At 72.2% G+C, this 15,236-nt stretch carries 8 protein-coding genes and 2 pseudogenes; 3 read left to right on the top strand and 7 right to left on the bottom strand.

Annotated features, from left to right (window positions below; genetic code table 11):
- Positions 1-8: 8 nt before the first annotated feature.
- A pseudogene (locus tag ACZ45T_RS00645) lies at positions 9-672 on the bottom strand (DUF6879 family protein).
- Positions 673-1,005: 333 nt separating this feature from the next.
- On the opposite strand from ACZ45T_RS00645, the gene ACZ45T_RS00640 reads away from it, so the two are divergent.
- The 3 genes and pseudogenes from ACZ45T_RS00640 (at position 1,006) to ACZ45T_RS00630 (ending at position 2,600) form a co-directional block, all read left to right on the top strand.
- A complete protein-coding gene (locus ACZ45T_RS00640; RefSeq protein ID WP_468435914.1) occupies positions 1,006-1,239 on the top strand; it encodes a DUF7848 domain-containing protein in 234 nt (77 codons plus the stop codon).
- 178 nt (positions 1,240-1,417) lie between these two features.
- Positions 1,418-1,882: pseudogene (locus tag ACZ45T_RS00635) on the top strand (nuclease/transposase family protein); the annotation flags it as partial.
- Positions 1,883-2,336: 454 nt separating this feature from the next.
- Complete coding sequence (locus ACZ45T_RS00630; RefSeq protein WP_468435912.1) at positions 2,337-2,600, top strand: chorismate mutase; 264 nt, start codon at positions 2,337-2,339, stop codon at positions 2,598-2,600.
- Positions 2,601-2,865: 265 nt separating this feature from the next.
- On the opposite strand, the gene ACZ45T_RS00625 is transcribed toward ACZ45T_RS00630, so the two are convergent.
- The 6 genes from ACZ45T_RS00625 to ACZ45T_RS00600 form a co-directional block, all read right to left on the bottom strand.
- A complete protein-coding gene (locus tag ACZ45T_RS00625) occupies positions 2,866-4,506 on the bottom strand; it encodes a peptidase (protein ID WP_468435910.1) in 1,641 nt (546 codons plus the stop codon).
- 166 nt (positions 4,507-4,672) lie between these two features.
- Complete coding sequence (locus ACZ45T_RS00620) at positions 4,673-6,490, bottom strand: GMC oxidoreductase (RefSeq protein ID WP_468435908.1); 1,818 nt, start codon at positions 6,488-6,490, stop codon at positions 4,673-4,675.
- A 12-nt stretch (positions 6,491-6,502) separates the two neighbouring features.
- Positions 6,503-8,176, bottom strand: a complete 1,674-nt coding sequence (locus ACZ45T_RS00615; protein ID WP_468435906.1) for a succinic semialdehyde dehydrogenase — start codon at positions 8,174-8,176, stop codon at positions 6,503-6,505.
- Positions 8,177-8,268: 92 nt separating this feature from the next.
- On the bottom strand, positions 8,269-9,906 hold the full coding sequence (locus tag ACZ45T_RS00610; RefSeq protein ID WP_468435904.1) for a serine/threonine-protein kinase: 1,638 nt from the start codon (positions 9,904-9,906) through the stop codon (positions 8,269-8,271).
- A gap of 125 nt (positions 9,907-10,031) precedes the next feature.
- Positions 10,032-12,632 carry a protein kinase gene (locus ACZ45T_RS00605; RefSeq protein ID WP_468435902.1) on the bottom strand — a complete coding sequence of 867 codons (2,601 nt, stop codon included), beginning with the start codon at positions 12,630-12,632 and terminating at the stop codon, positions 10,032-10,034.
- A 79-nt stretch (positions 12,633-12,711) separates the two neighbouring features.
- A complete protein-coding gene (locus ACZ45T_RS00600; RefSeq protein ID WP_468436976.1) occupies positions 12,712-14,688 on the bottom strand; it encodes a serine/threonine-protein kinase in 1,977 nt (658 codons plus the stop codon).
- Positions 14,689-15,236 lie beyond the last annotated feature (548 nt).

The following is a 15,236-nucleotide window of genomic DNA, read 5'->3' as shown; positions in this document are numbered from 1 at the left end:
TCACACGCTCACTGCTGCTCGTCGACCGCCAGTCCTGCGGCGAAGGTCTCGTACGGGACTGCGTCATGCCAGGCCGCGTCCCGCACCTGGGCATAACGGTTGACCTCGGCCGGCTCGGTGATCAGCTCAACGTCGAGCAGGTTGTCGTCGTCATCGAAGTTGAGCACGGCGACGAGCCGGGAATCGAAGATCCAGAAATCCTGCGTGGGCAGCCGGAGCCGCTCGGCGTCCGCACGCCACAGATTGCGGATGTCCTCGCCGAGCGCGGCGTTCTTCTCGGTGTGAGCCATGAGGTAGCGCTGCCCCGGAGTCGGGTGGCTGTCGACAACGCGTACGCGACCAACCGTGGCTCCGCCTGCCGTCTTCTGCCGAATGGTCCTGCTCCACGCTGTTTCCATGTCCCATGGCGGACTCTCGCCCCGCCGGAACTGGGCGTACGTGTCGGTGGCTTCGTCAGAGGCGTACCGCCTGCGCGTCTCCAGCCGCCACGCAGTGTGCTCGAAGTTCTCGAACAGCCTGCCGAAGGCATCCAGATCGATGATGCGCGGCACGCGGATGACCGCCTTGGGGCCGAAGTCGACAAGCAGTTCACGCGGAACCACGATCGCCACCTCGCCCGGGGCAGCCACCTTCGCCGCTGCCTGTGCCGTTGATGCGCAACCTGCGTGCCATCGGTCCTGCCCCTTCGTCGCGGGAGCCCTGGACTCCCAGGATGTCGGCTGCCACACAGGAATGTCGATGCATGGCCAACCACTGCAGAGGAATAATCGCGAATAGTCTTTCGCGGCCCCAACTGGCGCTATCTAGCGTGATGTTCATGGCACCTCAGACCACCATGAGCCCACCTGTGCATCTGTCGCTTCCTTCCGAGGCTCCGAAACCGGCCGCAGGCTGCGACGTGTGCGCGGCACTGGCGAACCAGCGCTCGGAAGCCCACCGGCGGGGTGACCACTCGGCTTTGTCGGACTGCAATGTGGAGATCGTCGCTCACCGTGGGCGCAGCCGATGCTGAGCCCACGAACCGCCCTCCGGTACGTCGCACACACCATCCGGCACGCGCCGGAAGGCGGCGTCACCTACGAGGCCTTCTGCGCGGCCTATCTCTGCGGGGCCGAGTCCGGCCCGCAGCACGAGCAGACAGCAGCGCAGGACTGGGCACTGCGGCACACGGGGCGAACCGGCCACAACCTGTTCCGGCGCGTGTACACCGACCACGCCCGCGTCGCGCTCACGGAATAGCCGACCGCCGGTCAGTGCGTGCGGTCGGTCACTCGTTCGTGTGGGCCGTCGGAATTTCAGGGAGACCTGCGGGCTGCAACTCTAAGTTGGCGTTATGGCGACAGTGGGGGAAGTCGGGGAGGCCGGATATGCCCGGTACACCTATCGACTGCGCGTGTCGCCCACCGCTTAGTCGGCTCTGCTGGTGGAGTGGGACCGGTGTGGCTGGGTGTGGAACCAATGCGTGGCCGAATCGCGGGCTGCGCACAAGGCCGGAAAGAAGCGCGGACCGGCAGCGCTGGACAGGCTGCTGACCGGCTGGCGTAGCAAACATGAGTGGCTGCGCCAAGGTGGCAGTGTGCCGCAGCAGCAGATCATCCGGGACTTCGCCAAGGCGCGCGCCAAGGCGTTGAAGGACATCAAGGCCCGGTTGCCGGTGCGACAGCGCACGGGGATGCCCCTCTTCAAGAAGAGAGACCGAGCGGACCCGACGCTCAACTACACCCGTAACGGCTTCCGACTGAGAAAAGGGCGCCTGCACCTGGCGGGCGGTGTATCGCTGACGGTGGTGTGGTCGCGAGAGCTGCTTTCATCCCCGTCCAGCGTCCGCATCTACTGTGACAGCCTCGGCCATTGGTACGCGTCCTTCGTCGTCGAGGCAGAGATGCATTGCCGCTGTCGGAACGTACGTACACGTGCACCACGTGCGGAGCTGTCTCCCCTCGGGACAAGAACTCCGCACGCGTGATGTCCCCCAGCTACCGCTGGGAGGTGCCCCCACGTCCGGGCTGGTCTCAACCCGGCTACCGCTGATCGTGGAAGACCCGACGGACCGCCGGTCCGCCAGGCAGCGTGAGGTAGGAATCCCCTCGTTCGCGAAGGGGAGGATCTCAACATCCGAACCCGCTTGGCCAGGCGGGGAACGAAAGGCAATAATCCCTACCATGCGCAAGCAGCTGAGCTTCCTCTTTACCTATGGCACCGGCCGGTCCGGTCGCCATGGGTCATCGTGATGCTCGCTTGAGCCGCTGACTTCCCAGAGCGCCCCGGTCCGACAGGACCGGGGCGCTCTGGCGTTTCTCCGGACCTGCGGGCCCCACCCGACAGGAGAGAAGACCATGACCACGATCACCACCACCCCCGAGCAGCTGATCGCCGACTCCCGCACGCGCATCGACGCCCTCGACGACCGGATCATCGGTCTGATCCAGGAGCGGATGGCCGTCTCCACGGTCATCCAGGACGCCCGGATCGCGTCGGGCGGGCGCCGGGTGAACCTGTCCCGCGAGATGGAGGTGCTCTCGCATTGGAGCGACGCCCTCGGGAAGCCCGGCACCGCCCTCGCCATGACGCTGCTGGAGCTGTGCCGGGGCCGCGTGTGACGGCCGTTCGTCACCCGTCCGGAGCGTGACCGGCTCGCGGGGACCTTCGTTGGTGAGGGTGTCCGCGACAGCCAGCCGCGGAACCGCAACACCACGCGTGGCTCCGCTGGAGCGATGAGACGTACGCCCCGTGGAGCGTGCGTCGTGGGACCTCGCTCCTTCGCGTGACCGGACGGCAGGGGACAGCAGCCCGGTCACCCCGTAAAGGACGGCCGGCCCTGGGGACGCCCCGGGCCGGCCGTTGTGCGTGTACGGGGCCGCGCGCTTACGCGTGCCCGGACGCCTTGCGGCGGAACGCCAGGATCAGCGCGCCACCGGCCGCCACCAGCACCGCGCCGCCGAGCGCGAGCGTCCCGGCGGAGGTGCCCGTGGAGGCGAGGCCGCCGTTCGCCCTGGCGCCGGCGGCGGCGCCCGCGGTCGCCGAGGCGGTCGCGGACGGGGTGGCCGAGGCGCTCGGGGTCGCCGTGGCCGAGGTGGTCGGCGTGGGCGCGGTGCCGCCGTCCTTCGCGATGATCACGAAGGCCGTCTTGTTGTTGGAGTGCTGGGGGTCCCAGCGCTGGGCCTGGGTGCCCTCCGGCGTCCAGCCGCCGACCGAGACGAAGCCCATGGCGCCCGGAACGAGCTTCTCGATCTTCAGCTCGAACGGGTAGGAGAAGGTCTCCTTCTCCCCCACCACGTGGCCGGTGGAGCAGAAGTAGCGCGGCGCCCCCAGCGCCTGCTCGCGGCGGGTGCCGTCGGCGTTGACCGCCTCGCAGCCCGTCGGCACCTTCGTGACCTTCGCGCCCGCCGGGATCACGATGTCGGTGCGGGCGACGGCCTCACCGGAACGCAGGTTGGCGACCCACGCCGGACCGTTGTTGCGGAAGCCGAACTCGGTCCTCACCGTCTCGCCGGCCTTGCCCTTGGGGGACGCGGCCGTGGCCACCAGGTCGGCGGTGTTCTGCGTCGCGAAGTCGAACTCCTGGAAGTTGTTCCAGGGGTCGAGGTCCACCGACCGCACGGAGGCCTTGGCCGCCCGCGCCTGGGCGGCCAGCTTCGTGCCGGCCGCCGGCTTCTTGAGCTGCCGGCCGGCCTTCGGCTGGTCGCCGGCCGCGTACACGGCGTAGGTCAGGCCGTCGGTGAAGGCGTGCGGGGCGGCCTTGAGGGTCAGCGGGCCGCTGACCTCGTAGACCGTGCCCGGCTCGTACGCGCCCTCGAGCAGGCACTGCACCGTGCTCCAGCCGGTGTTCCAGGGCTGGCCGACGCTCGTGTCCTCGGAGTACGAGCAGTTCTCGTACTGCTCCACCAGGCCGATGCCGTGCGTGGTGCGCAGTTCGAGGACCACGCCCTGGACGGCGTCCGTGCCCTCGTTGGCGAAGACGATCGGCAGGTTCTGCTTGTCGCCCGGCTTCTGTTCGGCCTTGAGCTTGGCCGGCTCCAGCACCAGGTCGGGGCCGCCGACCCGCACCTTGGTGGTGGCGCTCCTGAAGGTGGCGCCCTCCGTCTTGCCGGTCACCGTCAGGTCGGCGCTCGCGCCGACCTTGGCGTCCTTGGCGGCGGTGAGGTCGAGGTCCACGACGGTGGTCTCGCCCGCCCAGAGCCCCCCGCGCTTGCAGGTCACCGCGGCGGCGGTGAGCGTGCAGTCCGAGCCCTGCTGCTTGGCCAGCTTGACGTCGGCGATGCCCTTGAGCGGGCCCAGGTCGATCGTGAAGGTGGTCTGGCGGTCGAACGGCTTGGTGGTGTCGTTGACGACGCGGAACGCGACCGAGGCCTTCTGCGGCTCGCCGCTCTGCCCGGGGTGTGGGCGCAGGCCGATCTCGGCGGGTCCGGCCAGGGTGAAGGCGGGGTCCGCGGCGTGCGCGGGAGTGGTGGCCAGCCCCAGGGCCACGAGGCCGCAGGCGGCCAGCAAGGAGATGCGCTTTCTCATGCAGCCGTTGACCCTTGAAGATCAGCAGCAGTTGCACACTTCACCGTGTGATCGACACCACAGACCGGCCCGCCCCGTTCCGGTACAACCATCAAGGCTGAACATCTGTCACCTATGTACCGCGGTGGGTACCGCGCTCGGAGGGGGAGCGCGGTACCCACCGCTGTCAGCCGGCCGGTTCCGGATCGCGCGGCGCAATCTTCGGCGGATTCTGCGGCTGAGTCCGCGGCGGAATCTCCGGGACCGCGAGGAACGGCAGCCGCAGCGCGCCGAAGGCCTCCTTCGGGACCACCGGGCGGGCCGGTTCCACGGCCTCCAGGCGGACGTAGGCCGCCCCCTGCTCGGGCCGCGGGTCCTGCTCGCCGTTGTTCGGCCAGTACGACATGGCCCGCTCCGCCTGCGCCGTGATCGTCAGCGACGGGTTGACCCCGAGGTTCGCGGTGATGGCCGAGCCGTCCACCACCGAGATGCCCGGGTGTCCGTAGAGCCGGTGGTACGGGTCCACCACGCCCTCCTCGGGCGAGGCCCCGATCGGGCAGCCGCCGAGGAAGTGCGCGGTCAGCGGGGTGCCCATCAGCTCGCCGACGTTGCTGCCCGGGAAGCCGTTGATCTCCTCGGCCAGCAGGGTGGCGGTCTGCGTGGCCTCCACGATCTGGACCGGGTTCGGGGCACCGTGGCCCTGGCGGGCGGTCAGCAGGCCCTTCCCGAGCCCGCCGGGCTTGCGGTAAGTGGTCAGGGAGTTGTCGACCGACTGCATGATCAGGCCGATGATGGTCCGCTCCGACCAGCGCCGGTTGGACAGCGAACGCGCCAGCTGCACCGGGTGCTTCGCGGTCCTGGTCAGCCAGGCCCGTACCCGGTTCTTGCCGTAGGGGACCTGGAGGGTGGTCATGAACCCCATGGCGTTGGAGCCCTTGCCGTAGCGCACGGGCTCGATGTGCGTGTCGGCGTTGGGGTGGACCGAGGAGGTGATCGCCACGCCGCGCGTGAAGTCGGCCCGCCTGTCCTTGCCGTGCCGCTTGCCGTAGCGGCGGTCGTCGGTCTGTGCGCCGACCAGGCCCTCGGAGTTGGTACGGGTCAGCTCGCCGAGCCGCTGCGACAGGTGCGGGAGCTCGCCGCGGTCCTTCATCGTGTGCAGCAGGGTCTGCGTGCCGTACGTGCCCGCCGCGACGATCACGTACCGGGCGCGCAGCACCCTGGCCTTGCCGCGGCGGCGGCCGTCGGTGGGGACGGTGCGGACGCGGTAGCCGCCCTCGGGGTGGTCGGAGAGCGCGGTGACGGTCGTCATGGGGTGGATGACGGCGCCGGCGCCCTCCGCGAGGTGCAGGTAGTTCTCGTTGAGGGTGTTCTTCGCGCCGTGCCGGCAGCCGGTCATGCACTCGCCGCATTCGGTGCAGGCCTTGCGGGCGGGGCCTGCGCCGCCGAAGTACGGGTCGGCGACCTCCTCGCCGGGCCGGACCTTCCGCTGTCCCTCGGCGTCGTCCCCGTCGCCGAAGAAGACGGCGACCGGGGCCATGTGGAAGGAGTCCGCGCAGCCCATCTTCTCGGCGGCGGCCTTGAGGTGGACGTCGGAGGGGGTCATGGTCGGGTTGAGGCGTACGCCGAGCATCCGCTTGGCCTGGTCGTAGTACGGGGCGAGTTCCTCGCGCCAGTCGGTGATGGACGCCCACTGCCGGTCCTCGAAGAAGGCGGCGGGCGGCACGTAGTGGGTGTTGGCGTAGTTGAGCGAGCCGCCGCCCACGCCGGCGCCCGCGAGCACCATCACGTTGCCGAGCAGGTGGATGCGCTGGATCCCGTACAGCCCGAGGGCCGGGGCCCACAGGTAGTTTCGCAGGTCCCAGCTGTTCTTGGGCAGGCCCTCGCGGGTGAAGCGGCGCCCTGCCTCCAGGACGCCGACCCGGTAGCCCTTCTCGGTGAGGCGCAGTGCCGAGACCGACCCCCCGAAGCCCGATCCGATGACGATGACGTCGTAGTCGTACGACACTGAGCTGCCCCTTTAGCGGAGTCGGAGGGCCTTCATGACCTTGAGGCTGCGCGTCATGAACGCCGCGTACTTCTCGTCGTCCATGCCCAGCGAGGGCGCCATGGGGAGCAGCCGCTGCTGGGCGACGGTCTGTGCCTCGGTGTACTTGAGGATGCCCTCGGAGCCGTGGCGGCGGCCGAGGCCGGAGTCCTTCATGCCGCCCATGGGCGCCTGGGCGCTGCCGTAGGTGGGCGCGTAGCCCTCGTTGATGTTGACGGTGCCGGTGCGCAGGCGGGCGGCGACGGCGTGGCCCCGGCGGGAGTCCTTCGTCCAGACGCTGGAGTTCAGGCCGTAGGCGGTGGCGTTGGCCTCGGCGATGGCCTGGTCCTCGTCGGTGAAGCGGTAGACGGAGACGACCGGGCCGAAGGTCTCCTCGGCGCACACCGACATGGGCGCCTCGACGCCGTCGAGGATGGTGGGCTCGTAGAAGAGCGGGCCGATGTCGGGGCGGGCGGTGCCGCCGGCGACGAGGGTGGCGCCCTTGGCTACGGCCTCGTCCACGTGCCTCGTCACGTTCTCCAGCTGGCGCTCGCCGGCCAGGGAGCCCATGTCGGCGCCGAAGGCGAGGGAGCTGCCCAGGCGCATGGCCTTGGTGCGGGCGGCGAACCGCTCGAGGAAGGCGTCGGCGATCGAGGCGTGGACGTAGAGCCGCTCGATGGCGATGCACAGCTGGCCGGCGGAGGAGAAGCAGGCGCGGACGGCGCCCGCGGCGGCCTTCTCGATGTCGGCGTCGTGCAGGACGAGCATGGGGTTCTTGCCGCCGAGTTCGAGGCTGACCCCGATCAGGCGGTCGGCCGCGCCCCGGGCGACCTCGCGGCCGGTACGGGTGGAGCCGGTGAAGGAGACGTAGTCGGCGTGCCGGACCACCTCGGGGCCGACGACGGGGCCCTCGCCGAGGACGATCTGGAAGACCTCGGCGGGCATCCCGGCCTCGATCAGCAGGTCGCGTGCCCACAGGGCGGTCAGGGCGGTCTCGGTGTCGGGCTTCATGACGACCGCGTTGCCCGCCACGAAGGCGGGCAGGGCGTCGCCGACCGACAGCTCCAGGGGGTAGTTCCAGGGGGCTATCTGGCCGACGACCCCGCGCGGCTGGCGCAGCTCGGTGACCTTGGTGAGGGTGGGCATGGCGCCCGTGTGGCCCTTGGGTCGCAGGTACGAGGGGGCCTTGCGGCCGTAGTGGCGGGCGGCGATGACGACCGCCTGGAGCTCCTCGTGGGCGTGCAGGCGGGCCTTGCCGGTCTCCAGCTGGATGAGGTCGAGGATCTCGGACTGGCGGGCCAGGATCAGGTCGTGGAAGCGCAGCAGGACGGCCGCCCGCCGGCGTACGGGGACGGCCGCCCAGGCGGGCTGGGCGGCGCGGGCCCGGCCGAAGGCCTCGGCCACGTCCTCGGCGGTGGCCTCGGGGAGCTCCGCCAGCCGGTCCCCGCTGAAGGGGGTGTGGTTGGCGGTGCGCCCGGAGCCGATCACGCCGCGGGTCAGCCGGGCGACGAGGCCCGGGGTGACCACGTCGGCGGCGGTGCGGGCACCGGCCGGGGCCGGCGCGACCGGGTTGGTGGCGGGGCGGGCGCCGGCCGGGGCCTGCGCGACCGGGTCGGTGGGCTGCGGTGCGGTCCGGAGAGGGGCGGCGGGGGCCTGCGAGTCCGTCATGCGGTGAGCGTATTGCGCCAAGGGGCCTTTGGGTACCCGTGGGTAACCCGATTTTGCCATTTCTGCCAGTGATCGCTGGCGTGATGGCGGAATCAGGGCTTCGCGGCGGGCGGCTCCCAGCCGCTGAGGACGATGTCGAACTGCTGGCGGGTCGTGGCCCAGTCGGCGGCGGGGCTCGACATGTAGATCGCGTACTCGGTGTTGTCCGGGGCGAAGTACATCTGCTCGATGGCCCGGCGTGGTCCGGGGTGGTTCTGCTTCTCGGTCCACGTGAATTCCCACAGCGCGGCCCGGGGGGTGTCGCGGAAGGTGTTCTGCTTCAGCAGCTGCTTCTTGTAGTCCGTCCGCTTCTGCACCTGCTTCTCCAGGTCGATCAGGTGCATGTACGGGTTGTCGTAGTCCGGGCTGGGGTCGGTGGCGATCCGGATGAAGTGCTTTCCGTTGTCCGGGGTGTAGTCGATCTGGTTGCCGTCCATCTGGCGCGTCCAGCCGTCCGGGACGAAGAGGGTGAAGCCGGTGGGGTCGGTGACCTCGGTCCACCCGGCGGGCGCTGCGAGGGTCTCGTCCTGCTCGCTCTCGTCACCCGACTTCGCGTCGGGGGCGCTCGTGCTCTTGTCGGAACCGCCGCCCTTGTCCGCGTCACCGGTGAACTTGAGCACGCCGAAGACACCGCCGCCGCCGAGCAGTGCCGCCACCAGGGCGATGGCCGCGGCGCGCTTGATCCGACCGCCCGCCGGGGCGGGGGCGGATACCGGCGGAGCGGTCTCCGGGGGCTCCGGCAGCGCGGCCGTCTGCGCGGTCTCCGCCGTCGGGGCCGGTTCCTCGCTCTGCTCCTGAGCCGGGGCGAGTTCGTCCACGCTCACCGCGCGCGTCGGTACGTACGCCTGCGCCGCCTTGGGCTCCCGGCCCTCCATCGCCTCCAGCAGCATCCGCTCGGCCTCCTCCGCCGAGGGCCGCTCCGCCGGATCCTTGCGCAGCAGGGCCGTGATCACCGACCCCAGGGCACCGGCCTGGCGCAGCGCCGGCGGCTCGTCGTTCACCACGGCCTGCAGGCTGGAGATGGGCGACGTACGGCGGAACGGCGAGCGCGCCTCCACCGCCGTGTAGAGGGTGGCACCCAGCGACCACAGGTCGGAGGCCGTGCCGGGGGTCGCGCCGGTGACCCGCTCGGGAGCCAGGTAGTCGATGGAGCCGACGATCTCGCCGGTGCGCGTGATGGACGAGTCGCCCTCGATCGCGGCGATCCCGAAGTCCGTGAGCAGCACCCGGCCGTCCTTGGCGAGCAGCACGTTGCCCGGCTTCACGTCCCGGTGCAGTACGCCCACCGCGTGCGCGGCCCGCAGCGCGCCCAGCACGTGCAGACCGATCCGGGCCGCCTCGCGGGGCTCGATCCGCCCGGCCGCCTTGGCCGCCTCCGCGAGGGAGGGGCCGTCGATGTACTCCATGACGATCCACGGCCGGTCGTCGTGCTCCAGCACGTCGTGGACGGTGACGACCGCCGGATGCTGGATCCGGGCCGCGGCCCGGGCCTCCTTCTGCGTCCGGGCGTGCATGACGTCCCGGTCCGCCTGGGCGACGTACAGACCGGCCGTCAGTTCCTTGACGGCGACGGTCCTGTGGAGCAGCTCGTCATGCGCGCGCCACACCTTGCCCATGCCGCCCCGGCCGATCGGCTCGACGAGCCTGTACCGGCCCGCCAGCACGGCGCCCCCACCTGTCTGCTGTTCCACGAAATCCCGCCGCTCTCTGCACTTCAGGCCAGATTACGGAGCTCACGGGGCCTGCCGGAACCGCCCGGGCTCCGAAAGGCCGCACTGTGACGCAATCGCCGTACTGACCGGTCATCAGTACGGGCTCAGCCACCGGACTTGTAACTCGCCGTGGCCTTCTCGAAGACTTCGGTGACCTTGCCCTGCTCGTCCTCCGGGCCGGTGACCATGACGACGTGGTAGCTGCCCCCCAGCGCGACCACGAAGTTGCGTGCGTAGACGTTGCGGCCGGTGCCGTCGATCCACGTGTACCGGCCCGTCGCGCGCAGTTGCGAGCCGACCTTGGTGGTCTTGACGTCTCCGACGGTCGACCACGTGGAGGTGCGGTACGGGGTCAGCTCCGGCTCCTTGTCCTTCTGGTACGCCGCCGGGTCGGGATTGCCCTGGACCTTGTCCCGGCCGGGGACGACGGTCAGCACGAACTGCCCGTCGGTGTACCGCACCTGACCGGCCTCGTTGATCCCGCGGCGCTCCCAGCCCTCGGGGACGGCGATCTCGAAGTGCTCCGGATCCTGCTGGGTGGTGTAGCCGGGCGGGGCGGAGGCGGGAGCGGCCGGGGTGGCGGCGGGCCCGGTCGTCTGGGGCGCCGGCTTGGACTCGGGCGTGCCGCTGGGGACTTGGGAGGGGCTCTGCGACGACGGTGTCTGCGCGGTGTTGCCCTGACCCTGGGTGCCGGCGCCCGGTTCGTCCGTGTCGGCGGCGCGGGGCATGAACAGCATCGCGTACGCCACGGCCCCGGCGAGGAGGACCAGGATGCCGATGAGCAGCGTCCGGCCGAGGGCGCGCGGCTTGCGGGGCGCCGCGGGATTGCGGTGCCGCCCGTGGAGCTCGCCGCGGCGGCGTACGACGGGCAGGCGCGCGGGATCCGGCTCCGGCATCGGGAGCATGCCGAACCCGGCCTCCGGCTCGGGGGCGGTCCGTACGAGCGAACGCAGCCAGCCGCGGAGCTCCTCGAAGTCGGGCCGCTCGGTGGGGTCCTGACGCAGCAGGGACTCCACGATCGGGCGGAGCGCGCCGCACTCCTCCGCGAAGGCGGGGGGCTCGGCGCAGACCATCTCGACGAGCTCGGCGACGCTCTCCTCGGGATACGGGGCGTGGCCCTGCACGGCGCGGTACAGCAGCGCGCCGAGCGCCCACAGGTCGGTGGCGGGCCCGACCGGGGGCGCCAGCTGCCAGTGCCCGTGCACGGGGCCGGCCTGCTCGGGAGCCCATCGCTCGGTCACGGCCCCGACGACGGCCATCCGCGTCTGGCGCGCCCGCTCGGCATCCAGCCCGGTCCGCGGCCCGGCCCACCCGCCCGCGGCGGAGGCTGCGGGGACGCCGTGCGGCTGCGCCGGCGCCGGCGCCGGGTGCGAACGGTCGGGCTCCGGCTGCCCGGGGCCGGGGTCCCGCTGCGCGGGGGGCCGGGCGGCGCGGTGTTCGGCGCCGTGGGCCGCGCCGGGCGGCTGCGCCGGGTCCGGGTCGTCGGCCTGGCGGTAGCCCTGGGGCAGGGCGAGTTGCGCGGGCAGTGCCGGGCGGGCCCCCACCTCCGGGCGCGCGCTGTGCTCCGGGTCCACCGCCGACCCGAGCTCCGGCTCCGGCTCCGGCTCCGACTCAGGCGGCGCGGGCGCGGCGAGGGCCGGGCGGCGGGGGGTTGCGCCGTGCCAGGGGGCGGCGCCGCCGGTCTCCGGGCCGCCGTACGGGTACGAGTACCCCTGCGGGAGCGTCGACCCCTCGGGCCTGCGCTCCGGCGCGGGATCCGCCTCGGCCCCGGCCTTGCGCTGCTCGGTGACCCGGGCGGCGGCCGCCCGCGCCCCGGCCCGGTACGCGGCGATGGCCCCGGCCCGTGCGGCCGCCTGGAGTTCGGGCCGGTCCTGCGGCCGCCCGGGGGTGATGTGGTCGGTGTACCGCGGCCCGGTGTCGTATCCCGGGGCCACCAGCGGCGCGTACCCGGCCTCGGGCGCGGGCCCGGGCTCCGGTTCCGCGGGCCCGGGGCTCGTCGTTTCCTCCGCACGACCCCACCCGGCGTCACCGCCCGAGCCGACGGGTCCCGCACCGAGGACGGCGCCCCGGTCCGCGGACGTGTCCGGGCCGCCGCCGCCCCACCCCGCGTCGCTGCCGGAGGCATCCGCGCCGGGGACGGGGTCGTAGCCGCACAGAGCCTCCTCCGCCGCGCCGGCCGCGAGGCCCGTCAGCACGACCCGGCCGTCGTCGCACACCAACACGGTCCGGACGGTGATGTTCCGGTGCGTCCAGCCGTGGGCGTGCAGCACCCGCAGCGCGGTCAGCACGTCCGACGCCACCTCAGCGGCCCGGTAGGGACTCAGCGGTTCGTCGGCGATCAGCGCGGCCAGCGGCCTGGCAGGGACCAGTTCGCTCACTATCCACAGCGACTCGCCCTCGGCGAACACGTCGAAGACCTGGTCCAGCCGCGGATGGTCGGGAATCGAGGCCGCCGCCTGCGCCGCCTCGATCGCGCGCCGCACGGCCGGCAGGTCCGCGGGCGAGCGGCGCGCCGCCGCCGGGACGGCCCGCGGCCCGTCCATCAGCTCGGCGTCCACGACCTCCGGCAACGGCAGCTGCCGTACGAGGACTTCCTGCCCGCTGCGGGTGTCGAAGGCCCGGGTCTCGACCAGCTCGTACTCGTCGGACGGCGGCAGCGGCAGGCGGTAGCGGTGGGCCAGGATCCGGCCCGCGTACTCCTCCACATCGCCTCCCCCGAGTGCGGCGGGGTCCCCCGCGGCCCCGCTGACACGATACGTCGCCGGGGCCGCCCGCGTCCCAGGGTCAGCCGAGCGGCTGGAAGGTCTCGAAGGCGACGTTGCGCATCTGGGTGCACTGGGCGCCGTCCCACTGGTCGGCGGCGCAGCTGATCATGATCGCGTAGCCGTGCGTCGCGTCCACCTTGAACCCGCGGTTGAGCACCCGGACCTTGATGCCGTTCTGCTCGCGCTCGAACTCCCAGTCCGCCACGGTCGGATAGCCCTTGTAGTCCACCGTGTCGATCCGGATCTGCTTGTACGCCTTGCTGCTGCCCGCCACGGCAGGAGCCAGCTTGGCCCAGGCGGTGCGCGCGTCGTCGCCGGGGCTGGAGGTGTAGTCGACCTGGATCTTCGGGAAGTCCTTGGCCCGGCTGTAGATGGCGCCCGATTTCTCGCCCGCCGTCTCCAGGTGCTGGAAGCCCTCGGGCATCACCATCGAGAAGTGGAACCCGAAGTCCTGCACCAGGGCGAATCCGGCCGGGATCCCACTGCCCGCTCCCCCGGTCGTGGCCCCCTGGCCCTGGCCCTGGCCCTGTCCCTGACCCCCGGAGGCCGCCTGCTGCCCCTGGCCCGGCTGGCCGCTGGCACCGGCCGCGCCGCTGCCGGCCGACTCACCGGTGTTCGCCGAGGGCTTCGGAGAGGTCTGCCCGGTGCCGCCCGGGGTCTGCCCGGCCGAGGCGCTCGGAGGGGTCTGGCCGCCCTTGCCCTCGTCCTTGGTGCCCTTGTCATCGTCGCTGACGACGTAGGCGATCAGCGAGCCGACCGCCGCCAGCACCACGAGCACGGCGGCGATCGCGAGCGCGATGGTGCGGCGCGTCATGACGTCGGTGAGCGGAGCCGCGACGGGGGACGGCCTGGTCTTCGGCTTCGGCTTCGAGTTCGGCGCCTCGGCGGCCGAGACGGCCGTCGTGGCCACCGCGGGCGTCGCCGCCGCCGTCGCCGCCGCCTTGCGGGCCGACTTCAGCGCGGCGCGCGCGCGTTCGCGCTGCTCGCGGTCGCGCCGGTCGCGTTCCTTCTTCGCCGCCTTCTCGGCCGCCTTCTCCGCGGCGGCCTTCTCTGCGGCCTCCTTGGCGTCCGCCAGCGATATCTGCCGGGTCTCCTCGGCCATCGGGGCCGCCACGGGGACCGGCTCGGGCTCGGGCGCGTTGACGACGGCCGTGAGCATCGCCCGCGCCCGGTCGTCGTCGAGCCGCAGCGCCGGGTCCTTGACCAGCAGGCCGTAGATGACCTCGGTCAGCGGGCCGGCGTTCTTCGGCGGGTCCACGGGCTCGGTCATCACCGCGGTGAGGGTGGCGAGCGCGGACCCCTTGTCGTACGGGGGCACTCCCTCGACGGCGGCGTACAGCAGACCGCCGAGCGACCACATGTCGGCGGGCGGGCCGGGCTTGTAACCGCGGGCGCGCTCCGGCGAGATGTAGGAGGGGGCGCCGACGAGCATGCCGGTGGAGGTGACGGAGGGGTCGCCCTCGACCTGTGCGATGCCGAAGTCGGTGAGGACCACGCGGCCGCTGGCGGCTATGAGCACGTTGGACGGCTTGACGTCCCGGTGCAGGATGCCCTGGCCGTGCGCGGCGCGCAGGACGTCGAGCACCGCGAGGCCGACCTCGGCCGCGCGGTGCGGGGTGAGGGGGCCGTTCTCCCGTACGAACTCGGCCAGCGAGGGGCCCTCGATGAGCTCCATGACGATCCAGGGCCGGCCGTCCTCGTCGACGACGTCGTAGACGGTGACGGCGCCCCCGCTCCGGATCCGGGCAATGGCCTTGGCCTCGCGGAGGGTACGGGTGATGAGGCGGCGCTTCTCGTCCTCGTCGACCCCGGTGCTGAAGCGGAGCTCCTTGACGGCGACGGTCCGGCCCAGGGTCTCGTCCTGGGCACGCCAGACCGTCCCCATCCCGCCCTTGCCGAGCACGGCCCCCAGCCGGTACCGCCCGGCCAGCAACCGTCCCTTGTCCTGGCCGTCCCCGGCCGCCTTCGCCGCGGCGGCCTTGACGGCGGCCGCCATGGCATCGGCCTTCTCGACGACAGGATTGACCGCAGGCGTCGCGGCCTTCTCGCCCTCAACGGCGTCGGCCCCCGGCTTCGCCGCAGGCACACCGTCCTTCCGCAACTCCGGCTTCACAGCCGCAGGCTTCGCGTCTTCGGGCTCCGCCACGGGCGCGTCAGCCTTACGCAACCCCGGCTTCACAGCCGCGGGCTTCGCGTCCTCGGGCTCGCCCGACCCGGCCACCGACTTCGGCTCGGCAGGCGCGGCATCAGCAGGCTTCGCATCCACCGACTTCGCCGCAGGCGCAGCAGCCTTGCCCAACCCCGGCTTCACAGCCGCAGGCTTCACGTCTTCGGGCTCGCCCGCCCCGGCTTCAGCGGCGGCAGCCGCAGGCTTGGCGCCAGCAGACTTCGCCACAGGCGCAGCAGCCTTGCCCAACCCCGGCTTTGCAGCCGCAGGCTTCACGTCCTCGGGCTCGCCCGCCCCGGCTTCAGCGGCGGCAGCCGCAGGCTTGGCGCCAGCAGACTTCGCCACAGGCGCAGCAGCCTTGCCCAACCCCGGCTTTG

It is taken from the genome of Streptomyces sp. NPDC030995 (assembly GCF_055571215.1).
The sequence above is the reverse complement of the archived record's forward strand: the minus strand, read 5'-3'. Positions and strand labels throughout refer to the sequence as shown.

Coding starts and splice junctions, on each gene's coding strand:
- ACZ45T_RS00600 (WP_468436976.1), bottom strand. CDS start 14,688: ATGGCGGCCGCCGTCAAGGCCGCCGCGGCGAAGGCGGCCGGGGACGGC.
- ACZ45T_RS00630 (WP_468435912.1), top strand. CDS start 2,337: ATGACCACGATCACCACCACCCCCGAGCAGCTGATCGCCGACTCCCGC.
- ACZ45T_RS00640 (WP_468435914.1), top strand. CDS start 1,006: ATGCTGAGCCCACGAACCGCCCTCCGGTACGTCGCACACACCATCCGG.
- ACZ45T_RS00615 (WP_468435906.1), bottom strand. CDS start 8,176: ATGACGGACTCGCAGGCCCCCGCCGCCCCTCTCCGGACCGCACCGCAG.
- ACZ45T_RS00625 (WP_468435910.1), bottom strand. CDS start 4,506: ATGAGAAAGCGCATCTCCTTGCTGGCCGCCTGCGGCCTCGTGGCCCTG.